This is a genomic window from Acidithiobacillus caldus ATCC 51756 (assembly GCF_000175575.2).
Classification (GTDB): Bacteria; Pseudomonadota; Gammaproteobacteria; order Acidithiobacillales; family Acidithiobacillaceae; genus Acidithiobacillus_A; species Acidithiobacillus_A caldus.
The window spans coordinates 2445451-2468389 of record NZ_CP005986.1; the positions used below are offsets into that span (position 1 = coordinate 2445451).

The 22939-nt window shown below is 61.9% G+C and carries 24 protein-coding genes and 2 tRNA genes; 18 read left to right on the forward strand and 8 right to left on the reverse strand.

Annotated features, from left to right (window positions below; translation table 11 throughout):
- Window positions 1-7: 7 nt before the first annotated feature.
- The 18 genes from nuoH (at window position 8) to ACAty_RS12015 (ending at window position 15236) form a co-directional block, all read left to right on the forward strand.
- A complete protein-coding gene (gene nuoH, locus ACAty_RS11930; RefSeq protein ID WP_004868931.1) occupies window positions 8-1039 on the forward strand; it encodes an NADH-quinone oxidoreductase subunit NuoH in 1032 nt (343 codons plus the stop codon).
- A 12-nt stretch (window positions 1040-1051) separates the two neighbouring features.
- The gene (nuoI, locus tag ACAty_RS11935) at window positions 1052-1543 is read left to right on the forward strand and encodes an NADH-quinone oxidoreductase subunit NuoI (RefSeq protein ID WP_004868933.1); all 492 of its coding nucleotides are present in this window, start codon (window positions 1052-1054) and stop codon (window positions 1541-1543) included.
- Window positions 1544-1555: 12 nt separating this feature from the next.
- On the forward strand, window positions 1556-2152 hold the full coding sequence (locus ACAty_RS11940; RefSeq protein WP_004868937.1) for an NADH-quinone oxidoreductase subunit J: 597 nt from the start codon (window positions 1556-1558) through the stop codon (window positions 2150-2152).
- Complete coding sequence (nuoK, locus tag ACAty_RS11945) at window positions 2149-2463, forward strand: NADH-quinone oxidoreductase subunit NuoK (RefSeq protein WP_004868938.1); 315 nt, start codon at window positions 2149-2151, stop codon at window positions 2461-2463. Before ACAty_RS11940 ends, nuoK begins: the two co-directional genes overlap by 4 nt.
- Window position 2464: 1 nt before the next feature.
- Window positions 2465-4447: an NADH-quinone oxidoreductase subunit L gene (gene nuoL, locus ACAty_RS11950; protein ID WP_004868940.1), complete on the forward strand. Its 1983-nt coding sequence runs from the start codon at window positions 2465-2467 to the stop codon at window positions 4445-4447.
- A gap of 3 nt (window positions 4448-4450) precedes the next feature.
- Window positions 4451-5935 (forward strand): NADH-quinone oxidoreductase subunit M, encoded by a 1485-nt coding sequence (locus ACAty_RS11955; RefSeq protein WP_004868942.1) that lies wholly within the window; start codon window positions 4451-4453, stop codon window positions 5933-5935.
- A gap of 11 nt (window positions 5936-5946) precedes the next feature.
- Entirely contained in the window at window positions 5947-7392 is a 1446-nt protein-coding gene (nuoN, locus tag ACAty_RS11960; protein ID WP_004868943.1) for an NADH-quinone oxidoreductase subunit NuoN, read from the forward strand.
- Complete coding sequence (locus tag ACAty_RS11965; RefSeq protein WP_004868945.1) at window positions 7392-7703, forward strand: DUF2818 family protein; 312 nt, start codon at window positions 7392-7394, stop codon at window positions 7701-7703. The genes nuoN and ACAty_RS11965 overlap by 1 nt, the downstream gene beginning before the upstream one ends.
- Before the next feature lie 35 nt (window positions 7704-7738).
- A tRNA-Val gene (locus ACAty_RS11970) sits at window positions 7739-7813 on the forward strand.
- A gap of 65 nt (window positions 7814-7878) precedes the next feature.
- On the forward strand, window positions 7879-9813 hold the full coding sequence (gene thrS / locus ACAty_RS11975; protein WP_038472288.1) for a threonine--tRNA ligase: 1935 nt from the start codon (window positions 7879-7881) through the stop codon (window positions 9811-9813).
- A gap of 15 nt (window positions 9814-9828) precedes the next feature.
- Window positions 9829-10347 carry a translation initiation factor IF-3 gene (gene infC, locus ACAty_RS11980; protein ID WP_077272672.1) on the forward strand — a complete coding sequence of 173 codons (519 nt, stop codon included), beginning with the start codon at window positions 9829-9831 and terminating at the stop codon, window positions 10345-10347.
- Between the two features lie 9 nt (window positions 10348-10356).
- The gene (rpmI, locus tag ACAty_RS11985; protein ID WP_004868958.1) at window positions 10357-10554 is read left to right on the forward strand and encodes a 50S ribosomal protein L35; all 198 of its coding nucleotides are present in this window, start codon (window positions 10357-10359) and stop codon (window positions 10552-10554) included.
- 45 nt (window positions 10555-10599) lie between these two features.
- Window positions 10600-10965, forward strand: coding sequence for a 50S ribosomal protein L20 (gene rplT, locus ACAty_RS11990; protein WP_004868960.1), 366 nt, complete (start codon window positions 10600-10602; stop codon window positions 10963-10965).
- Between the two features lie 14 nt (window positions 10966-10979).
- Window positions 10980-12008, forward strand: a complete 1029-nt coding sequence (pheS, locus tag ACAty_RS11995; protein ID WP_004868962.1) for a phenylalanine--tRNA ligase subunit alpha — start codon at window positions 10980-10982, stop codon at window positions 12006-12008.
- Between the two features lie 8 nt (window positions 12009-12016).
- Window positions 12017-14407 (forward strand): phenylalanine--tRNA ligase subunit beta, encoded by a 2391-nt coding sequence (pheT, locus tag ACAty_RS12000; RefSeq protein WP_004868964.1) that lies wholly within the window; start codon window positions 12017-12019, stop codon window positions 14405-14407.
- Between the two features lie 3 nt (window positions 14408-14410).
- Window positions 14411-14710: an integration host factor subunit alpha gene (locus ACAty_RS12005; protein WP_004868965.1), complete on the forward strand. Its 300-nt coding sequence runs from the start codon at window positions 14411-14413 to the stop codon at window positions 14708-14710.
- Complete coding sequence (locus tag ACAty_RS12010) at window positions 14685-15146, forward strand: MerR family transcriptional regulator (protein ID WP_004868968.1); 462 nt, start codon at window positions 14685-14687, stop codon at window positions 15144-15146. The genes ACAty_RS12005 and ACAty_RS12010 overlap by 26 nt, the downstream gene beginning before the upstream one ends.
- Before the next feature lie 13 nt (window positions 15147-15159).
- Window positions 15160-15236 (forward strand) — tRNA-Pro (locus ACAty_RS12015).
- Between the two features lie 240 nt (window positions 15237-15476).
- Here the strand turns inward: ACAty_RS12015 and ACAty_RS12020 are convergent.
- From ACAty_RS12020 to ACAty_RS12055, 8 genes are all read right to left on the reverse strand, one after another.
- Entirely contained in the window at window positions 15477-16784 is a 1308-nt protein-coding gene (locus tag ACAty_RS12020; protein WP_004868969.1) for an ABC transporter ATP-binding protein, read from the reverse strand.
- Window positions 16785-16793: 9 nt separating this feature from the next.
- Window positions 16794-18512: an ABC transporter permease gene (locus ACAty_RS12025; RefSeq protein ID WP_004868971.1), complete on the reverse strand. Its 1719-nt coding sequence runs from the start codon at window positions 18510-18512 to the stop codon at window positions 16794-16796.
- A 6-nt stretch (window positions 18513-18518) separates the two neighbouring features.
- Window positions 18519-19196, reverse strand: a complete 678-nt coding sequence (locus tag ACAty_RS16520; RefSeq protein ID WP_004868973.1) for a pyruvate kinase — start codon at window positions 19194-19196, stop codon at window positions 18519-18521.
- A complete protein-coding gene (locus tag ACAty_RS16525) occupies window positions 19168-20331 on the reverse strand; it encodes a pyruvate kinase (RefSeq protein ID WP_038472294.1) in 1164 nt (387 codons plus the stop codon). Before ACAty_RS16525 ends, ACAty_RS16520 begins: the two co-directional genes overlap by 29 nt.
- Before the next feature lie 185 nt (window positions 20332-20516).
- On the reverse strand, window positions 20517-20960 hold the full coding sequence (locus ACAty_RS12040) for a hypothetical protein (RefSeq protein ID WP_014003489.1): 444 nt from the start codon (window positions 20958-20960) through the stop codon (window positions 20517-20519).
- Between the two features lie 15 nt (window positions 20961-20975).
- Window positions 20976-21332: a YMGG-like glycine zipper-containing protein gene (locus ACAty_RS12045; protein ID WP_004868979.1), complete on the reverse strand. Its 357-nt coding sequence runs from the start codon at window positions 21330-21332 to the stop codon at window positions 20976-20978.
- 189 nt (window positions 21333-21521) lie between these two features.
- Window positions 21522-22373, reverse strand: coding sequence for a ferritin family protein (locus ACAty_RS12050; protein WP_004868980.1), 852 nt, complete (start codon window positions 22371-22373; stop codon window positions 21522-21524).
- 154 nt (window positions 22374-22527) lie between these two features.
- Window positions 22528-22833 (reverse strand): hypothetical protein, encoded by a 306-nt coding sequence (locus tag ACAty_RS12055; RefSeq protein ID WP_004868982.1) that lies wholly within the window; start codon window positions 22831-22833, stop codon window positions 22528-22530.
- Window positions 22834-22939: the final 106 nt, after the last annotated feature.

Sequence of the window (22939 nt, forward strand, 5' to 3'; positions counted from 1 at the left end):
AGCATTCATGGTCTTTGCGGAGCTCACCTCGACCCCCTGGTGGCCAGCCCTCTGGTCCTTGCTGAAGATCGTCGCGGTTCTCGTCCCCCTGCTGGCTGCCGTCGCCTATCTCACCCTGGCCGAGCGCAAGGTCATCGGTTACATGCAGATCCGTCTTGGCCCCAACCGGGTGGGCTTTCGCGGCCTGCTGCAACCCATTGCCGATGCCCTGAAGCTGCTCTTCAAGGAAGTGGTCATCCCCACCAATGCCAACCGCTTCCTTTTTCTGACGGCGCCGGTGCTGGCCTTCGTACCGGCCATGCTGGTCTGGGCTGCGGTACCTTTCGGTCCCGATGTGGCCATCGCCAACATGAATGCGGGCCTGCTCTACGTGCTCGCCGTCGCCGGGCTGGGTGTCTACGGGATCATCGTTGCCGGCTGGGCCTCCAACTCCAAGTACGCCTTTTTGGGAGCCATGCGCGCCGCGGCCCAGCTCGTCGCCTATGAAATCGCCATGGGCTTTGCCTTGGTGGGCGTGTTGATGGTGGCGCAGAGCCTGAACCTCAGCAAGATCGTCGCGGCGCAGGCGGGCGGCGGCTTCTGGTCCTGGTACTGGTTGCCCCTCTTTCCCTTCTTCCTGGTGTACTTCATCTCGGGAGTCGCCGAGACCAACCGGGCGCCCTTCGATGTCGCCGAGGGCGAATCGGAGATCGTCGCCGGTTTTCACGTGGAATATTCGGGCATGGGCTTTGCGCTCTTTTTCCTGGCGGAATACGCCAACATGATCTTCGTCTCCCTGCTCACTTCGGTGCTTTTCCTGGGCGGTTGGTACCCGCCCTTGGCCATTGCGCCCTTCACCTGGGTTCCGGGTATCGTCTGGCTGCTGTTGAAGACGGCTTTCCTGCTGTACGTCTTTCTCTGGATTCGCGCCACTTTTCCACGGTATCGTTACGATCAGATCATGCGGCTGGGGTGGAAGGTATTCATCCCGGTGACCATCGCCTGGATCGTGGTCATCGGCATCGCCCTGGAGACGCCCTTACGCAGCCTCTTGCGCTAGAGAGAAGCCACCATGCAGATACGTCCAAAACAGTGGTTCCACAGCTTTTTCCTGACCGAGCTCCTGCGTGGCATGCAGCTGACGGGACGCTATTTCTTTGGCCGGAAGTTCACGGTGCAGTACCCGGAAGAGCGCACTCCCCAGTCGCCCCGCTTCCGCGGACTGCACGCCCTGCGGCGCTACGAGAATGGCGAGGAACGCTGCATCTCCTGCAAGCTCTGCGAGGCCGTCTGCCCGGCACTGGCCATTACCATCCGTGGCGAGGAGCGGGCCGACGGTACCCGGCGCACCACGGCCTACGATATCGATCTCAGCAAATGCATCTTCTGCGGGCTCTGCGAGGAATCCTGTCCCGTGGATTCCATCGTCGAGAGCCGGGTCTTCGATTACCATGCCGAGACGCGGGCGGAGCTCCTGTACAACAAGGAGCGGCTGCTCGCCAACGGCGACCGCCTGGAACGGCAGCTGGCCGCGGATCGGGCGGCCGACCGCCCCTACCGCTGAGGGAGTGGGCGGATGCTGGTGACGACCCTGCTTTTTTACGTATTTTCGGCCATTCTCCTGCTGTCGGCGTTGCTCGTCATCACCGCCCGCAATCCGGTCTACGCGAGCCTCTATCTGGTGTTGGCCTTCTTCAATGCCGCGGCCTTGTTCCTGCTGTTGGGTGCGGAGTTTCTGGGCCTCATCCTGATCCTCGTCTACGTGGGCGCGGTGATGGTGCTGTTTTTGTTCGTGGTGATGATGCTGGATATCAATCTGGCTCGCCTGCAGGAGGGCTTTCTGCACTATCTGCCCCTGGGGCTGGCGGTGGCGATCCTGGGGGTTCTGGAACTCGCCGCCGTCTTTTGGACGGCGCCTCTGGGGCACGTGCCTGCCCCCGCCGCCCTGCCGGCCAATGCCGACAACACCCGGGCCTTGGGCGGACTGCTCTACACACAGTATCTGTATCCCTTTGAAATTGCGGCGGTCATTCTCCTCATTGCCATCATCGCCGCCATCGCCCTGACCCTGCGGCGTCGGCCCCAGAGCAAGACTCAGGATATCGGCCGGCAGCTAGCAGTGAAGGTCAGTGAGCGCCTCAGGCTCGTGGATCTGCGGAGGCCGCGTCCATGAGCGGCCAGCCTACCCTCGCGGCCTGGCTCATCCTGGGCGCTCTACTCTTTTCCATTGGCGTCGTCGGCATCTTTCTCAATCGCAAGAACGTCATCATCCTGCTCATGGCCATCGAGATCCTGCTCCTGGCCGTGAACATCAACTTTGTGGCCTTTTCCCGCTATCTCGGTAATCTGGAAGGACAGATCTTCGTGTTCTTCATACTGACGGTGGCCGCGGCCGAAGCGGCCATCGGGCTCGCCATCCTGGTGGTGTACTTCCGCAAGCGTCACAGCATCAACGTGGACGACATCGACGAATTACGGGGCTAGTATGTGGATTTTCCAATGGCTGCATGGGCAAAGCCCGCTTTTTGTCTATCTTCTGATCCCCCTCGCCCCGTTGGCGGGCGCCCTGATTGCCGGTCTCTTCGGCTGGAAGTTGCGGGAGCAGGCGCACTGGTTTCCCATCCTGGGCGTCGCCCTGTCCTTTGTGCTTTCCCTGCACGTTCTCTGGCAAAGCGTCCACGGGATCGGCTTCTACGGCAACGTGTATACCTGGGGTGTGTTGGGGAGTCTGCCCGTTTCCATCGGTTTTGACATCGACAGTCTCACGGCGCTGATGCTGGTGGTGGTCACCTTCGTATCCCTGTGCGTGCACATCTACACCATCGGCTACATGCACGACGATCCGGGCTACGCGCGCTTTTTCAGCTACATCGCCCTGTTCACCTTCAGCATGTTGATGCTGGTGATGAGCAACAATTTCTTGCAGCTCTTTTTTGGTTGGGAGGCCGTGGGGCTCGTTTCCTACCTGCTCATCGGTTTCTGGTTCACGCGCGAGAGCGCCAACCAGGCTGCCATCAAGGCCTTCCTCGTCAACCGCGTGGGCGACTTTGGCTTTCTTTTGGGCATTGCCGCCATTTACCATTACTGCGGAAGCCTCGACTACCGCACGGTTTTTGCGGCGGTTCCCGGTCTCGTCGGGCAAACGGTGGAGATCATTCCCGGCGCGCACTGGTCCGTGCTTACCTGGATCGCCATCCTGCTCTTCATCGGCGCCATGGGTAAATCGGCTCAGGTGCCGCTGCACGTCTGGCTGCCGGAGTCCATGGAGGGCCCCACGCCCATCTCGGCCCTGATCCACGCCGCCACTATGGTCACCGCCGGCATTTTCATGGTGGCACGCATGTCGCCCATCTACGAGGAGTCCACCACGGCGCTGTCCGTCATCCTCCTCATCGGCGCCATCACGGCCCTGTCCATGGGACTCATCGGTCTCGTGCAAAACGACATCAAACGGATCATTGCCTATTCCACCCTGTCCCAGTTGGGCTACATGACGGCAGCGCTCGGGGCATCGGCTTTCTCGGCGGCCATTTTCCACCTGATGACCCATGCCTTTTTCAAGGCCCTGCTCTTCCTGGCGGCGGGCTCCGTGATCCACGCCATGGCCAACGAACAGGACATCCGCAAGATGGGCGGCCTTCGGCGCCACATGCCGGTGACCTACGTCACCTTCCTCATCGGCAGTCTCGCCCTGGCGGGTATTCCGCCCTTCTCGGGTTTTTTCAGCAAGGACCTCATCATCGAGGCTGTTGGTCTGTCCCACATTCCCGGCGCGGGTTGGGCCCATGCCTTCCTCGTCCTCGGGGTGCTGGTGACCGCACTCTACACCTTTCGCATGTTTTTTCTCGTTTTTCACGGTGCGCCGCGGATGGATGAGCACACCCGGGCACATCTGCACGAGTCCCCCTGGGTGATTACCCTACCCCTCCTTGCCCTCAGTGTGCCCGCCGTGTACGCGGGCTGGGCCTACGTGCGTCCCGTGGGTCTCGGGAGCTTTCTCGATACTTCCTTGAGCATCCGCCCAGGGCTCGATACCGTGGCCGAGATTGCCGCGCACTGGCATGGCGCCTGGGCCTTCGTACTGGAGGGCCTCATGGCCTGGCCGTTCTGGTTGGCCCTGTCGGGGATCGCCTTGGCGGCCTATTTCTATGCCTGGCACGACGGTGTCCCCGCGCGCCTTGACCGCGCCCTCGCGCCTTTTTCCTGGATCCTGCGCAAAAAATATGGCTTCGACGCCTTCAACAACGGGGTCCTGGTACCTCTTGCCCTCTGGTTCGGACGGCGCTTCTGGCATCAGGGCGATGAGCAGGTCATCGACGGCTGGCTCGTCAATGGCTCGGCCCGGGAGGTGGGTCGCGCAGCCCTATCCTGGCGCCGCCTGCAAAGCGGTTATATCTACCACTATGCCTTTGCCATGATCATCGGCCTCGTCCTGTTCATGAGCTATTTCATGATCTGGAGGGGCTGAATCGTGTGGACTGAGGCTGTACTGAGTCAATCCATCTGGGTGCCCATCGCCTTTGGTATCCTGGTGCTGGCCCTGGGCGATAAACGCGCGACCCTGGTTCGCTGGGTGGCCCTGCTGGGTTCGGTCGTGACCTTTGCCATTACCCTGGAAATCCTGGCGGGCTTCGACACCCGCACCGCCGCCATGCAGTTTGTGGAGCGGATCCCCTGGATTCCGGCCTTGAACATCGATTACCACCTGGGAGTGGATGGTATCTCCCTGTGGTTCGTGCTCCTGACCAGCTTCCTTACGATCCTCGTGGTGATCAGCTCCTGGACCAATGTGGAAAGGCGCCTGGCGCAGTTCCTGGGGGCCTTCCTCATCATGGACGGGTTGATGATCGGTGTGTTCTGCGCCCTGGATGCCATCCTCTTTTACTTTTTCTGGGAAGCCACCCTCATCCCCATGTTCCTCATCATCGGGGTCTGGGGCGGACCGCGGCGAGTCTACGCCACCATCAAGTTCTTCCTGTACACCTTCCTGGGCTCGGTGCTGATGCTGGTTGCCCTGCTCTACCTGCATTTCCACAGCGGTGGTAGCTTCAACCTCCTCACCTTCCAGAACACTCCCCTGGGCATGGTGGCGCAGATCTGGATTTTCCTGGCCTTCTTCCTGGCGTTTGCGGTGAAGATCCCCATGTGGCCGGTGCACACCTGGCTGCCGGACGCCCACGTGGAGGCACCCACAGCGGGCTCCGTGATCCTCGCCGCCGTCATGCTGAAGATGGGCGCCTACGGTTTTCTGCGCCTGAGCCTGCCCATCACCCCGGACGCAAGCCACCACCTGGCCTGGTTGATGGTCCTCCTGTCCCTCATCGCCATCGTCTACATCGCCCTGGTGGCCATCGTCCAGCAGGACATGAAAAAGCTGGTGGCCTACTCCTCCATCGCCCACATGGGTTTCGTGACCCTGGGATTCTTTGTCTTTGATGCCACAGCCATGGAGGGGGGCATCATCCAGATGCTTTCCCACGGCTTCATCAGCGCGGCCATGTTCCTGTGCATCGGGGTGCTCTACGATCGCATGCACACGCGCGACATCCACGCCTACGGTGGGGTGGCCAACGTCATGCCCATCTTCGCGAGCTTCATGATGCTTTTCGCCATGGGCAACGTGGGTCTGCCCGGCACCTCGGGCTTCGTCGGTGAGTTCATGGTGGTACTGGGTACCTACCAGGTACAGCCCTGGGCGGCCATCGTCGCGGCAACGGGTCTCATCACCGGTGCCGGCTACACCCTCTGGCTCTTCAAGCGCGTCATTTTCGGACCCGTCATCCACCCGCAGGTGGCGGCCCTGCAGGATTTGAACCTGCAGGAATTTCTCGTGCTGGGGTCCCTGGCCGTCCTCACCCTGCTCATGGGGGTGTGGCCAGCGCCCTTTCTCGACATCGTCCACGCCTCTGTGCAGCATCTGCTGACGCAGGTGGCCGTCAGCAAGATTCCCGCATGAAGGAGCTTTTGATGCCCGCCCTCTTGCACCATTGGACCTTTGCCATCCCCGAGATCTGGGTGCTGGTGATGGCTTGCGCGGTATTGCTGGCCGATCTGTTCTGGGGGCAGCGCAGCCCACACCTGGCGGCGCTGCTCAGCGCGGTGACGATCCTGGGCGCCATGCTGCTGACACTGGCGCAGTGGGGTCTCAATGGCTCGGCCTTTGCCGGCCAGCTGCTCCTGGATCCCTTCACCCTGGTGGCCGAGCTGTCGGTGGAGTTGCTCAGTCTCCTCGTGCTCCTCTACTCGCCGCGATATCTGCGCGAACGCAGCCTGTACCGTGGCGAGGTCTTCGTTCTGCTGCTCTTTGCCCTGCTCGGCAGCATGATCATGATCTCCGGAGCGAATCTCCTGATCCTGTATCTTGGGCTGGAACTCCTGGCCCTGAGTCAGTACGCCCTGGTCGCCCTGCAGCGGGACAACCTACGGGCGGTGGAAGCAGCGCTGAAATACTTCATCCTGGGTGCCCTGGCGTCGGGCTTGTTACTGTACGGCATGTCTCTGCTCTATGGCCTCACGGGAAGCCTGGACATCGCCCACATTGCCGGGGGCTTGGTCAATGCCGGTGCCGATAATTTCGTGCTGACCATGGCTCTGGTCTTCGTGGTGGCGGGCATCGCCTTCAAACTCGGTGCGGCACCCTTTCACATGTGGATTCCCGACGCCTACCAGGGGGCGCCAACGGTCATGACCCTGTTCATGGCCACGGCCCCCAAGGTCGCCGCCTTTGCTCTGGTCCTCCGCATTCTGGCACAGGGCAATGCCGGTGCGGTGGAGATCTGGCAGCAACTGTTTGTCGCTCTGGCCGTGGCGTCCCTGCTCATCGGCAATGTCGTCGCCATCGCCCAGAGCAATCTCAAACGGATGTTGGCCTACTCCACCGTCAGCAACATCGGTTTTCTGTCCCTGGGTATCGTCGCCGGCAACGCCAACGGGCTGGCCAGTGCCTTCTACTATGTGCTCGTTTATGCGCTGATGGCGGCGGCCGGTTTCGGGATGATCCTGCTGCTCAGTCGGGAAGGCTTCGAGGCGGAGGATATTGCCGACTTTGCCGGTCTTGCCCAGCGTCGGCCCTGGTACGCACTGCTCATGCTCATCGTCATGTTTTCCATGGCGGGCGTGCCGCCCACCGTCGGCTTTACGGCCAAACTCGCTGTCTTTCAAGCTCTGGTTCAGGCGGGCTACGTGCCCCTCGCCGTTTTTGCCATCCTCATGGCGGTGGTCGGTGCCTTCTACTATCTGCGGGTGGTCAAGGTCATGTATTTTGATCCCGTGCCCCAGGATGCCCCGGAACTCGCCCCGGATGCCCTGACCCGTACCGTGCTCGGTCTCAACAGTGTGGCACTCTTGTTGCTAGGGATATTGCCGGGGGCCCTGCTCGGCCTCTGCTTCCAAGCCCTTCAGGGAGTCTTGTGATGTCCTTGCAGAACTGGTCATTGATCTACATCTTCATCGCCTTTCTTGCTGCCAATCTGCCGTGGCTGAGCTCGCGCCGCTTCATCGTCGGTCCACAGGGTGAAAAGTCTCTGGCCTGGTATCTCGGGGAATGGCTTGCCATGTATTTTCTGGCGGGGTGTATCGGCATGGGGATGGAATGGAAACTGGATGGCCACCTCAGTCCCGAGGGTTGGGAGTTCTATGTCATCGCCCTGTGCATGTTCGCGGTCTTCGCCATACCCGGCTTCATCTGGCGCTTCAATGTCCTGCCTCTGCTGAGAAAATCTTGACGGGGCCAGGGCGGCTTGCTATCTTCGCGCTCTCCAGGCGCGTAGCTCAGGGGGAGAGCGCTACCTTGACACGGTAGAGGTCGGCGGTTCGAAACCGCCCGTGCCTACCAATTCGGTATCAGAAGGGCCCGCACCAGGAGGCTTTCCTCACTGGTGCTTTTTCTTTGGAGGCAGCATGCCCGACATACGCTTACCCGACGGCACGGTACGGTCGTTCCCGGCTGCCGTCACGGGAGTGGAACTGGCTGAGAGTATTGGCAAGGGTCTGGCCAAGGCAGCCTTGGCCATGCGCGTAAACGGGCAGTTGCAGGATCTTTCCCGCACCATCGCCACGGATGCCGAGGTAACCATAGTCACCAAAGACACGCCGGAGGGTCTCGAGATTCTGCGCCACTCCACGGCGCACCTGCTGGCCCAGGCGGTACAGGATCTGTTCCCTGAGGCCCAGGTGACCATCGGGCCAGTCATCGACCAGGGTTTCTACTACGATTTTGCCTTTTCGCGGGGCTTCACCCCGGAAGACCTCGAGGCCATCGAAAAGCGCATGCACGAACTGGTTCAGGCGGACCTTCCGGTCCGACGCGAGACGGTCTCGCGGGAGGAGGCCATCGCCCGCTTTGCGGACCTCGGGGAAGACTACAAGGTCCAGATCATCCGCGACATCCCGGCCGACGAGCCCCTGACCCTCTACCACCAAGGGGACTTCGTGGACCTGTGCCGCGGACCACACGTTCCGCGCACCGGAGTGCTGGGGGCCTTCAAGCTGTTGCGGGTGGCCGGCGCCTATTGGCGGGGCGATGCCCGCAATCCCATGCTGCAACGTATCTACGGTACCGCCTGGGCGACCCAGAAGGAACTGGACGCTTACCTTGCGCAGATGGCCGAGGCCGAACGCCGCGATCATCGCCGTATCGGACGGGATCTGGACCTCTTTTCCATTCAGGAAGATGCCGGTGGCGGCCTGGTCTTCTGGCATCCCCAGGGAGCGCAAATACGCAAGGTCATCGAGGATTACTGGCGGCAGGCTCACCTCAGGGGCGGCTACGAGTTGCTCTACACGCCCCACATAGCCCACGAGAAACTCTGGTTTACCTCGGGCCACAAGGATTTTTACGCCGACTCCATGTTCCAACCCATGGAAGACGAGGGCGAGCCCTACCAGCTCAAGCCCATGAACTGCCCCTTCCACATCCTCATCTACAAGAACACGCTACGTTCCTACCGGGATCTGCCCATTCGTTGGGCGGAGCTTGGGACGGTGTACCGCCACGAGATGTCCGGAGCCTTGCACGGGCTCATGCGCGTGCGCGGCTTTACCCAGGACGACGCCCACATCTTCTGCCGCCCCGACCAGATCGAGGCGGAGATCGCTGGAGTCCTCGCCCTCACCCAGAATATTCTCGGCACCTTCGGCTTCCAACGCTATGAGGTCCACCTCTCCACCCGCCCCGAGCACTCCGTCGGCAGCGACGAGATCTGGGAGACCGCGACCCGCGCCCTGGAGGGCGCCCTGGCCCGGGCCGGCCTCGAATACCGGGTCGACGCCGGTGGCGGGGCCTTCTATGGCCCCAAGATCGACCTCAAGATCGAAGACGCCATCGGTCGAAAGTGGCAGTGCAGCACCATCCAGCTCGATTTCAATCTGCCCCAGCGTTTTGCCATGGAATACGTGGATGAGGACGGTAGCCGCCGGACCCCCATCATGGTCCACAGAGCCATCTTTGGCTCCATAGAGCGTTTCTTCGGCATTCTCATCGAACACTACGAGGGGAAATTTCCCCTTTGGCTTGCGCCCACCCAGGTGGTCGTCCTGCCCATCAGTGAGCATCAGGCCGACTATGCCCAAATGGTCCAGTCCACCCTCGGCGCGGCGGGTCTAAGGGTCGAATCGGACTTGAGAAACGAGAAGATCGGCTATAAAATACGCGCCCACACTTTGCGTCGGGTCCCCTTCCTTGCCGTCGTTGGGGAACGCGAAAAGGCGGCTGGTGAGGTGGCTCTGCGCAGTCGCGACGGCGTAGATCTGGGAAGCCTGAAGCTCGCGGATGTGGCGGCAAATCTGAAGGCAATGGACGAGAGCCGTCAAAACGCCCTCGATTGGCAGGGCTAGGGGGAGGGTAGGACTATCGCGACGGAGAAAGAGGTAAACGTCAATCGGGAGATCACGGCCGCAAAGGTCCGTCTCATTGGCGTTGAAGGGGACCAGTTGGGTATCGTGTCTCTGTTCGAGGCACTGGCAGCAGCGGAATCCGCGGATCTGGATCTCGTGGAAATCGCTCCACAAGCCAACCCGCCCGTCTGCCGAATCATGGATTACGGGAAATACCGCTTTCAGGAAAGCAAGCGGCAGCATGAGGCGCGACGTAAGCAAAAGCAGAGTCAGGTCAAGGAGATCAAGTTTCGACCCCGGACCGATGACGCCGACTATCAGATCAAGTTACGCAACATCGTGCGCTTTCTGGAGGATGGAGACCGTGTCAAGATTACCCTGCGTTTTCGCGGTCGCGAGATGACCCATCCAGAATTGGGCATGGAAGTCCTCAACCGGGTGGAAAAGGATTTGCTGGAAATGGGCGTGGTGGAACAACGACCACGGATGGAAGGTCGGCAGATGGTGATGGTGATCGCGCCACGGAAGAAATAGGAGAGTATCGTGCCAAAAATGAAGACCAATCGCGGGGCTGCCAAGCGTTTCAAGCGTACCGGCTCCGGCAAGTTCAAGCACCGTCAGGCCTTCTTGAATCATATTCTGACCAAGAAGAGCACCAAGCGCAAACGTCACCTGCGGCACACCCTGGTGACCTCGGGCAGCGACCAGGCCGCTCTGCGACGGATGCTACCGTACGCCTAAGGGTTCAGGTAGCCCAGAGGTATCCATGTTGAGAGGAGTTGAGTCATGCCAAGAGTAAAACGGGGCGTCACGGCCCACGCCCGGCACAAGAAGGTATTGGATCGTGCCAAGGGTTTCCGCGGTCAACGCAAGAGCAACTATCGCATCGCCCATCAGGCGGTGATGAAGGCGCTGACCTACGAATACCGGGATCGTCGTACCAAGAAGCGCGATTTCCGCAGTCTGTGGATCGTCCGTATCAACGCCGCGGCACGAGCCGAAGGCATGAGTTACAGCCGCTTCATGAACGGCCTCCTGCGCGCCGGCGTGCAGTTGGACCGCAAGGTTCTGGCCGACATCGCCGTACGCGACAAGGAAGCTTTTTCGCGCTTGGTGGAGTTGGCCAAGGAACAGCACAGCGCCGCAGCCTAAGCGAGGACGAGGCTATGGCCGACGCGGGAAGCTCCATGGCCTCCTCCGCGGAGATCGCAGACAGCATAGCCGGGGCGCAGGACCTTCGCGCCCTGGAAGCCCTGCGCGTACAGTATCTGGGTAAAAAAGGGATGCTCACCCAGGCCATGCAGGCTCTGGCGGGGCTCGATCCCCAGGCGCGCCGGGAGGCCGGGCAAAAACTGAATGTGCTCAAGGACGACATTCAGGAGTGGCTCGAGGCGCGCCGTAGGGTGCTCGAGGAAGAGGCCATGGTGGCGCGTCTGGCCGCCGAGAGCATCGATATCACCCTGCCCGGGCGAGCCGTGCAGCACGGCAGCCTGCACCCCATTCGCCAGACGCTCCAATGGATCGAGGAATTCTTCACCCAGCTCGGATTCGAGGTGGCGGATGGCCCGGAAATCGAGGACGACTTTCACAATTTCACGGCCCTCAACATTCCCGCCGACCATCCTGCCCGGGCCATGCACGACACCTTCTATCTGGACGACAGTCACGTCCTGCGCACCCACACCTCGCCCGTACAGATACGCTACTTGGAGTCGCATGAACCGCCCCTGCGCATGATTGCCACGGGTCGCGTCTATCGGCGCGACTCGGATCTTACGCATACGCCCATGTTTCACCAGGTGGAAGGGCTTTTCCTGGACGAATCCGTCAATTTTGCCGATCTGCGCGGACTGCTTGCCGATTTTCTGCAGGCCTTCTTCCAGCGCAAGGATCTGCCGGTGCGATTTCGACCCTCCTATTTCCCCTTTACCGAGCCATCGGCGGAAGTCGATGTGGGCTGTGTCATCTGCGAAGGCAAGGGCTGTCGCGTGTGCAAGCAGACGGGCTGGCTGGAGGTTCTGGGCTGCGGCATGGTCCACCCCTCGGTACTGGAGATGGCCGGCGTAGACAATGAGCGCTTTGCCGGCTTTGCTTTTGGCCTGGGTGTGGAGCGACTGACCATGCTGCGTTATGGGGTAAACGATCTGCGGCTCTTCTTTGAAAACGATATTCGTTTTCTGCGCCAGTTTGCCTGAGGATAGCCATGCAGATCAGCATCCAATGGTTACGCGAGGCTTGGCTGGACAGCAGCTGGAGTACGCAGCGCCTCGCCGAGAGCCTCACCATGGGTGGCATCGAGGTGGAAGCCATCGACCGTGCGGCTTCCCCGTTGCCGGGCGTCGTTGTCGCTGCGGTTCGCACCGTGCGGTCGCACCCGCAAGCGGAAAAACTGCGCATAGCGGAGGTGGACGCTGGCGACGGTCGTTTGCGCCAGGTGGTCTGTGGCGCTGCTAACCTCCGTCCCGGCCAGTGCGTGCCTCTGGCTCTGCCGGGGGCTTTGTTGCCGGGCGACGTCCATATCCAGGAAACGGAGCTGCGGGGGGTGCGCTCCGAGGGCATGCTCTGCTCTGCCGCGGAACTGAACCTTGCCGATGGCAGCAGCGGCCTGCTGGAGCTGGATGCGCAGGCACCCCTGGGGCATGCCCTGTACGATTATCTGCGCCTGGACGATGAGATTCTGACCTTGGGCATCACCCCCAATCGCGGCGATGCCTTCTCCTACCTGGGGATTGCGCGGGATCTCTCGGCCCTGGGTGCCGGAATGTTGCGCGCCTGGCAGCCGCAGGCCGTATCCTGGGCGCAGCAAGCGCAGAGGGCACCCCTGGGCGAGCGTCTGCAGATCGCCGTGGAGCCTGCCGCTGCACAAGCTTGTCCACGCTACCACGCGCTGCTTCTGGAGGATTTGCCCACGCGCCTGCCCGACCACCTGCGCGAACGCTTGCGGCGCAGTGGGCAGCGCCAGGTAGCACCCGTGGTGGACTGGCTCAACCTGCAGATGCTCGCCCTGGGTCAGCCCATGCACGCCTTCGACGCCGACCAAATCCGCGGCGGTTTGACGGTACGCTGGGCCCGATCCGGAGAAATCCTGGATGCACTGGATGGGCGCGATCGGATTCTGGAATCCGACATGCTCGTCATTGCCGATGACGAGGGTCCGGTGGCCCTGGCCGGCATCATCGGCGGACGTCGCACTGCGGTCCACGACGATACCCGCCGGATCGTTCTGGAATCCGCCTACTTTCAGGCAAAGGCCGTGCAGGGCCGGGCGCGGCGCCTGGGGCTGCAGACCGAGGCAGCAATGCGCTTCGAGCGCGGCGTGGACTTTCGTCTTGGCCTGCCGGCGGCGGTGGCAACGTGGCAGAGCATGGCCCACCACGCCCGCGTCACCGTATTGGCGAGCGCCATGGTCGCCAACGCCGAACCCGATCTACCCTGGATCCCACTACGAAGCCAGCGGGTGGCGCGGATCCTGGGCTTTGCGCCACCCGCCGAGCGCATTCGGGAGATACTGTCGGCGCTGGGCTGCAGTGTGGAGGCTCAGGGTGAGGGAAGCTGGCGGGTACAGCCGCCAAGCCATCGCTACGACCTGCGGATCGAGGCCGACCTCATCGAGGAAATTGCGCGGATCAGCGGCTACGATCAGTTGCCGCAGCGCCAGCCACTCGGCCTACTGGCGCCCCACCCGCTCGCGCCGGAGCCACGTGCCGAAGCGCTGCGCGCTTTTCTGGTTGCCCGGGATTATCACGAGGTCATTACCTACAGTTTCATCTCCGCTGAGGCTCAGGCGCGCTTTTGCCCGGACGACGAACCCGTTGCCCTGCGCAATCCCTTGAGCAACGACCTGGCCGTCCTGCGCGGCAGCCTTTGGCCTGGGCTGCTACAGGCCCTGCAGTTCAACGTCAACCGGCAGCAGGAGCGGGTGCGGCTCTTTGAGATGGGACGCATCTTTACCGGTGCGCAGCAAAGGCTGCAACTAGCTGGCGTGATACACGGCCCGGCCCTGCCGGAGCATTGGTCCGGGCCGTCTCCGTGGTGCGATTTCTACGATCTGCGGGGCGATGTCGAGGGTCTGCTCCGCCATTGGCAGACGCTGGATCTGGAGTATCGACGTAGCTGCAATCCCAATCTGCACCCTGGTCAGTCTGCCGATCTCTGGCTCGATGGGTCGCTCTTGGGCAGCATCGGCGCGCTGCGCCCAAACCTGCACGAGCGTTACGAACTGGACAAGGCGGCCTTTCTCTTCTATCTAGACTTGGAAGCCTTGGCCAAGCACGGAAAATCGGTCCACTTCCAGCCCATTCCGTCACAACCTGGCCTGCGGCGGGATCTGGCCCTGATCGTGCCCGAGGGCATCAGCGCCGGCCAGGTGCTGCGGACGGTGCGGGAGGCGGCCAGCCGCGCCGTGCGGGAGCACTGGATATTCGATCGCTACCAGGGAAGCCAGGTGGCGCCGGGACATTACGGACTTGGGGTCGGGCTGCTCCTGCAGGAAGACGACAGGACGCTCACGGAATCCGAGGTACAGGGCGAATTAGAGAGGATCCTCGCCGCGCTGCGGACACTGGGATCCATTCAGCTGCGCATCCAGGGGTGAAACATGGCGGTGACCAAAGCGGAGATCGTGGATATGTTGTACGATACCATGGGCCTGAACAAACGCGAGGCCAAGGGTATCGTCGAGTCTTTTTTTGACAGTATTCGGGAGACCTTGGCGCGTGGGGAAGAGGTGAAGCTATCGGGCTTTGGCAACTTTACCCTGCGCGAGAAAAATCCCCGCCCAGGCCGGAATCCCAAGACGGGAGTGGAAATTACCATAACCGCACGGCGGGTGGTGACCTTTCACCCCAGTCAAAAGCTCAAGGCCTATGTGAATGGCAGGTCCGAGCAGCAAAGTTAAAGCGGGCAAACTGGAACCACTGCCCGACATTCCGGACAAACGCTACTTCTCCATCAGTGAGGCAGCGCAACTCTGCGGTGTCAAGGCACACGTACTGCGTTACTGGGAACAAGAGTTTCCGCAATTACGCCCACTCAAAAGACGCGGTAATCGTCGCTACTATCAAAAACACGATCTCCTTCTGGCGCGCGCCATTCGCCAACTGCTCTACGGCGAGGGCTATACCATCCACGGCGCCCGCGACCGGCTGCAGGAACCACGCCCGCGGGAGACCGTCGCCACCCACCCCGACCAGCTCAGTCTGGGTATGGAGGATCTGGTGACAGCGGGAGAGGAGACGCCTTGGCCGCAACGTCTGCGCTTTCTGCGCAGCGAGATCGGCCAGCTGCTGCGCCTGTGCCGCGGAGCAATTGACGGCGACGGCGGTTCCAAGTAGAGTGCAGGGCTCACGGGGCGTAGCGCAGCCTGGTAGCGCACCTGAATGGGGTTCAGGTGGTCGGAGGTTCAAATCCTCTCGCCCCGACCAGATACCCTCCCCTATCGGATCGGCCCGCATTCAGCCGATTCGGCGGCCCTTGCGGATCTTTGCGGCCTCCTTCGGTCTGGCAACGTCGTCATCGTGCAGACCTTGTCCCCACATAAAACGCTCACCCGGTCGTTCTAAGTCGCGGGTATTCCGCTCACCGCGTCCGTAGCCCTGGGATCAGCTACACCAGGGGAGTGCCAGAAAAATCCCGAGTCCACCAGGCACGCCGCGGGAAAAGTTTCAGCCGGGATCGTCCAGGCTGAATTCGGCGTGGTTGTCGTCGTAGGCGAAGATCTCGGCGTAGCGTCCCCAGTAGATCACCGTTTCCAGTACCGAGCGCGCCGCGTCCTCGGGCAGGCGATCCTCGAGCTCCGACAAGAAACGCGCGGCCGGTGCACGGTGGTGCGTGCGGGCGTCCAGAACGCTACGGATATGCGCGGCCAAGGGTACCCGTTGGAGCAGATGCCGGGCAAAGAGAAGCTTGCGCTCTTGCACACCGCCCTGGACGAACTGGTGTCCGGCAGTAGTGAGACGAACCCGATCTTCCTCCGTTTCGGCAAAGCCCAGTAGTTCCAGACTCTCGAGCAGTGGAAAAAGATCGTCTATGGAAAAACCCTTGGCGTGAGACAGTGCGGCCAGACGCACCCAAGCCCCCTGACCTTTCCGACCCAGTTCGTCCAGAGCCTCCAGCAACCCGGCCATGCGGTTGATGGAGACCAGCGGCAGGCGCTGGCGAATGTCGGGAAGATTGGGCTCGCCGCCCCCCCGCCCGTCCCTGGTGGTCATGAGACCGTAGATTTCCTCCACCAGGACGCGAAAATTCTCGGCACTGCGGTCCCGAGGCTGGGCTAGGGGGATGGGGATTTCTCGCCGGATCGTTCCGGGATGGCTGCCAAAAACCAGCACCCGATCGGCCATCAGGACGGCCTCCTCGATATTGTGGGAGACTAGGAGGATTCCGCGGGTAGCGGTCTTGCCCTCCAGCCACAGGTCCAGGAGATCACCACGCAAGGTCTCGGCGGTGAGCACGTCCAGTGCAGAAAAAGCCTCATCCATGAGCAAGACCTGGGGCTCGATGACCAGGGCACGGGCGAAGCCCACCCGCTGGCGCATGCCTCCCGAAAGCTCGCGAGGATAGGCCGACTCAAAGCCGTCCAGGCCAATGGCGTCGATGGCGGCCAGCGCCCGCTGCCGCCGCTCTTTGCGCGGAACGCGGCGGGCCTCCAGGCCCAATTCCACATTCTGCAAGACATTGAGCCAGGGAAAAAGGGCAAAGCTTTGAAAGACCATGGCCGCCCCCGCCACGGGTCCGTCGACGAGTTCTTCACGAAAAAGTACCTTACCCTGGCTTGCGGGGAGCAGGCCGGCAAGGATTCGCAAAAGGGTGGACTTGCCCGATCCGGAACGGCCGACGATGACGAGGATCTCACCATCCCGCAGTTCCAGGTCCACGCCTTCCAGAACGCGGATTTCGCTGCCCTCGGGGTTGGTAAAACTGCGCCCCACCCCGGTCAGGCGATACAAGGCTTGGGCGACGCGATCGACCATGGGTTTTCCTCAGTCCAAGCGCAGGCGGCGCGCGGCGAGATCGTAAAGCCGGCGCCAGAAGAGGCGGTTGACCACCACCACATAGAAGGACATGACACCGATCCCGAGGGCGACCGCATTCAAATTCCCGGCAGCGGTGGCCAAGGTGATATAGGCACCAAGGCCTGTAGCCACTAGGGTGTGATTGCCCCAGGAAACGACCTCGGCAACGATGGAGGCATTCCAGGCACCGCCACTGGCGGTGATACCGCCAGTCACGGTGCCCGGAAAGGTGCCCGGGAGGAGGAGCCGTTTCCACAGCAACCATCCCCGCAGCCCCAGATTGCGCGCCGCCTCCTTGAGATCGGCGGGCAAGGCCGCTGCTGCACCGATGACGTTGAAAAGCACGTACCACTGACTACCCAGGATCATCAGTGGACTCACCCAGATATTGACGTTCAGGTGCCAGTGTAGAATGGCGAGCACGACCATAGGAAACAGGAGATTGGCGGGAAAGGCAGCAAGGAATTGGATGGCCGCCTGAATTCTCCCGGACAGTCCAGGGCGTAGACCGACGAGGATGCCAACGGGCACCCAGATGAGCAGGGACAGGGCCACCAGCACCATGACACGCAAACCGGTGACCAGCCCGAGGAAGAGCACGTGCACCAGTGTAGTGAGATCGAAGCTCCGCGCGAGGGTCGCATACAACTGCCAAAAGCCGTATACCAGCACTCCGCCAACCAGCAGCAGGAATAGGACATCTGCCCACGGACGGCGCTTTTCCTCCCCGACCCAATGGGGACGCCCTGGCGGCAAGATCCGCAGGGAGAATTCCCAAAGCTCCGCCGGAACCATGGCCACGGCCTGTGCCAGGCGACTACGGCGCAGAAAATCGAGCACCCAGGAACGCGGCCGCTGCAGGTCCGCACCCGTTTCCAACTTGAATTTGTCGGCCCAGGCAACCACCGGACGAAAGAGCAGAAAATCGTAGAGCCCAATGACCAAGAGCATAGCCAGGATGGCCCAGAAAACGGCCGCCAGATTTTTCTGAGCGATGGCCATGGCAATGTAGGAGCCGATACCCGGCACCATCACCTCGTGACCGGCCACGGTAATAGCCTCGGCGGCGACCACGAAAAACCAGCCCCCCGACATGGACATCATGGTATTCCACAGCAGCGGCGGCACGGCAAAGGGTAACTCCAGGCGAAAAAAGCGCTGCCAGGCATTGAGGCGATAGAGGCGAGCAGCCTCGTCCAGATCCTTGGGCAGGGTGATCAAGGCTTGGTAGAAGGCAAAGGTCATATTCCAGACCTGGGAGGTGAAAACGGCAAAGACCACGGCGAGTTGCACCCCGATCAGGCTGCCCGGGAAGAGGGCAATGAAGCCGGTCACGGTGATGGAAAGATAACCCAGGATGGGTACGGACTGCAGGATATCCAGCAGCGGAATGAGGATCTTGCCGGCATAGCGATTTTTAGCGGCCAGAAGCCCATAGAATATGGTGAAAATCAGGGAGGCGGCGACGGCGGCGAGCATCCGCAGCGTCGTGTAGAGGGCGTCATCGACAAGGGCGCTGGGACGCGTGGAAATGGGCAGGGCCTCGCCCAAGGTGAAGGGCACGGACATCTGCCGGGTTGCGTGGGCCAGGACAAAAAAGCCGAGCACGAGCAGCGGAAGAAAAACGATATCCTGGCGGTTGTTGTGCAAAGCCAGGCGGATACCGAAAACCTGGGCGCGGCTCATGGGCCTTCAGGACCAATGCAGAGCACGCATCAAGGCGAATTTCTTGCGCTGATGGCCTTCCATGCGCCGCAGGATATCGTCCAGGCTGTGCACCGCTTCCAGAATGTAGGGCCCTTTGTTGAGCATGACGCATTCGCTTCGTTCCGCCATGGCCGCGTCGGTGAGTTCGGGCCGCGAGATGATCCCCTTCTTGGCCAGGCTCTCCAGGACTTGGGTTGCCCAGATGACGGGCAAATGGGCAGCGTCGGCGAGCCAGAGCATTTCTTCCTGCACCTCCGCCAGGCGTTCTGGTCCAAGCTCCATGGCCAGGTCGCCGCGGGCGATCATGATCCCCAGGGGCTGGTGACCGATGCCGCTGAAGACGATGTCGGGCAGACGGCGGAAAGCCTCGGCCGTTTCGATCTTGGCAATGACACCGAGCCCTTCAGCCCCGTATTCCAACAGCGCCCTGCGCAGGGCGAGCAGGGATTCCGGGCTCTCGACGAAAGAGAGGCCGATGATATCCACCAAGGGCGCCATGACCCGGAGGCTTTCCCGATCCTCGGTGCTGAGGGGAGGAAAATCCAGGCGCAGTCCCGGAACGTTCAATCCACGTTCGGGCCGTAAGCGCGTTCCACCAGCCTTGGCCCGGGTTACCTGCAGCAACACCCTCTGCTCACCGACACGTACCACCTGCGCTGCCATCTTGCCATCGTCGATCCAGATTTGCTGCCCCAGCTGGAGCTTGGGCAAAATTGGCGGGGACGGAACAGGGGACCGCCGCCACAGCCCCATCGGCAAGGCTCGGGACAGGGTCGACGGCATCGCCATAAAGCCAAAAACGGTCTCCCTGGCGCAAGCGTATGTCAACGGGCTCGTCCGGTATTCCCCGGATTTCGCCGCGGCAGTGCGGTCGCCGTCGGCTGTGCCACGGACAACCATTGATGAGATAAACACTCGCCTGTGCGCTCAGTTCCAGTTCTTGTCCTCGTACTCCCTCGACGGTCAGGGCGCGCCACTTACCCCGGGCATCGCGCAGGAGCAAGACCTCGCCGGGCTCCGGGAGGGCACTTGGGCTTTGGGGAAGGAAGTGGGGGGCGCCACCAGCTTCTTGGGAAGCATCCCAGTACACCCGCAGATGTGCGGCCTCCTGGACCCGCCCCAGGCGATCCCGTTGCGGCCGCAAGTGCTGCACTCCGGGGACCATGGGCAAGGCCCCGATACGAAGTTTATGGCCGGGCAGATCCGCCACGATCCGGCAGGGCAGGCCAGTGGCCGCGCTGGCCCGACGCAGATTTTCCACCATCCGCTTCCAAATGTCCGGACCGTCGTGGGCACAGTTGATCCGCGCGAGCTGCATACCCCCCTGGAGCAAGTCACGGAAAAAAGCCTCATCCGCGGCCCGCTCCCCTGGGATGGTGACCATGATACGGGTGCTGCGGCCTTCGGGCGCTGGCCCCAGCAGGTTTTCACTGTGTACCTTCAGCTCACGATGAGCACAGACACGGTCCAAGGCATGGGCTTTGGCCGGATGCTCCGCATCCGGCGCACCGGTTGCCGCCGCGAGCACGCCAATGACACGCTCCAGGGCATCGCGGACGTGGCTTTCGGCGCGTCCAAGGGAGGACAGCCCAGCATCGGCCAGAGCCTCCTGCAAGGCGCGCAGATCCTCGCGGCGCAAGGCCAGGTAGTCCAAGAGGTTCAGAGCCCCCGGGGTCCATCGGATTTCGGGATCACGCTGCTCTCGCTCGACCCGTTGTCGACCGGCCTCCTCCTGAACCCGCCGACACAGCGTCTGTAAACTCTTCAGGAGTTCCCTCCAAGATTCGTTTGTCCGCATGGGATCCGCCTCGTGCCTCTGGCCTCGGGCACCAGTATAGCGTGGGATTGTGACAATATCGTGACACTGGGGTCTTTTTTATAGATAAGGAGAAAATCCCAGCGGGCGGGCAACGATTCCGCTGCGGTAGCGGGGTTTGCCCGAGTGTTCAGGCCGTCGCGGAATCGTGCAGGATTGCGCTGGATTCAGCGGTACAATGCCACCTGCCCGGGGCGACAGCGCGTCTGGCTGGGGCGTGGGCCCTTTTGCGCAGCCTGGCGGACGAGTTCGTCCTTGTCCTCCAGCAATTGCCGACGCTGCTCCGCACTCAGCAACGCATTGCGCGCGATGGCATAACGGACATTGGGATCCTTGTCCCGACACAGGGCCGCCACCTGTTCCGGCGACAGATCTGGTCGCTTGGCCATGCACAGACGCACCACATAATCGGGATCCTTACAGAAATGCTCCACCTCAGCGGGACGGAGATCGGTTCTGCGCGCAAAGTAGCAGCGGGTCTGCACCCACTGCTCCTGAAGCAGGGCCTGCCGATACGGAGCAGGAAGCTTCGGGCTGAGGGCCCAGTCGAGGCGAGCGGCAAGCTCGAGACTGGGCCAGGGTTCTAGGAGATCGTTCGCGTTTTCCTGCAAAATGCCAAGCTTTGCTCAGTAGTTGGGGGTACAGCTGTAGCCCGGAGGACAACTGGGTGGTGGTGTGGTGGGGGTGCAGTTGTAGCCCGGAGGACAGTTGGCCGTGGACTGTTGGCTCTGACGGGAGATGGCGTATCCGGCAAGGCCACCAAGCCCCGCACCGATGGCCGCGCCCGCGAGCGGACTACCCGTTTGATTGCCCACCACCGCGCCGGCCACGGCACCCAGGGCTGCCCCCGCTGCTGTGTCCGTGGTGGGATTGTTGCTCATGCCACCATTGCCATACCCGTAGCCATAGGGGCTACCGTAGGGGTTGTTGGCACAGCCGGCGAGGCCTGCCACACACAGCACCAAAAGGATTTTTCTGAACATTGTGCCTCTCCATGGACGATTGAGCCATCGACACCGCTGTCGCGCTCTGCGCGGTTCAAGCAAAAAACAGACCAAACCCAGAGGCCGGACCGGCGGGATTCACCGCCCCGCAGACCGTCGCTTTTTGACCGCAGTATCCGGTAGCCCCAAGGATGCACTGGAACCGTTCCGTCGCCAAACGGCGACGTCTCAACTCGGGGCCAACTGCCCGTCGCGCGCCTGCGTGCTCATTTCCTTGCGATAGCGACTGAGATCCTTGGCCGTGCGGATGGGGGTCTCCAAGAGGGTCGAAAGGTTGCGCAGGATGCCATTGACCACCTTGCCTTCCCAGATGCTGTCGAAGTGGATCTGGGTGTCGAGCCAACGCTCCAGCCAGCCCGGATCGGGTAGATGACTCTGCACGCTGTCCTGGGGATACATTTCCTTGTTGACGTGCAGATTGGTGGGATGCAGGGCTTTGGCGGTCTTGGTATTGGCCATGAGGACGCCGATCTTGGCGAAGGCCAGACGGGCCTGATCGCCGATGCGGTCGATAGCCCGGCGCATGTATTTGAGGTAGATTCCGGCGTGGCGGGCTTCGTCCTTGGACAGGGTCTCGTAGATGGCCTTGATGACGGGCTCGGTGTGCCACTGGGCCGCTGCCTTGTACCAGTGCGTCAGGCGGATCTCGCCGCAGAAATGGAGCATCAGGGTCTCCATGGCTGGGGCGGGGTCGAACTCGAAGCGCACCCGGTGCAGTTCCTCTTCGGTGGGCACGTATTCGGGCGCAAAACGGCGCAAATACTCCATGAGCACCAAGGCGTGCTTCTGTTCCTCGTAGAACCAGATGGACATGAACGCGGAAAAATCCGAATCGTTGCGGTTGTCCCGCAGAAACATCTCCGTTGCCGGCAGCGCCGACCACTCGGTGATGGCGTTCATCTTGATGGTCTGCAATTGTTCATCGGTGATGAGCGCAGGATCGAAGTCATCCCAGGGGATGTCCTTTTCCATGTTCCAGCGCGCAGCCTCAAGGGATTTGAACAATTCCGGATAAAGCATAACGCACAACCTCCCGGTCGATGATTCGCGGACAGGCCGACGCTCCCGAACCTGGTCGACTGCCCTACTTCGGGCCCCACCGGCCCTTTACCGGTATATTGTACGGCAACGCACGAAAAAAGTATGCCTTCAGGCTGCGTGGCGCGTGCTCCCTTCAGCAGGAATCGGGGCGACAGAGCCAGGCGTCTTTGACCTGTCCGGCCGCGTCGAGGCGCAGATGCACCTCGCCGCTCTGGCGCAGGCGCTGAGCAGCGGCGGCACCGTAACCGACGAGTTCCTCAAAACTGACCTCACAGCGCAGGTCGAGGTCGTCTCCCACGCGCCGCGGATCGCTGCAATGGCAGTGCGCGCCCTCACGCAGGGGGAGGCCGCCGAGGCTCGTGAAGCTCGCCAGGAACTGGTGCGTATCGAGGTAATCCAGGATGCGGTCCAGCACCACCGGATCTTCCCATATCTCCATCGTCGACCTCCTTGTCGTGGACGACAACATCGGCGAACCCGGACGGGCCCGGGATCCCGTGTCCTTGCACTGAGGGGTTCGCGGACTACACTTCTTACTGTAGCGC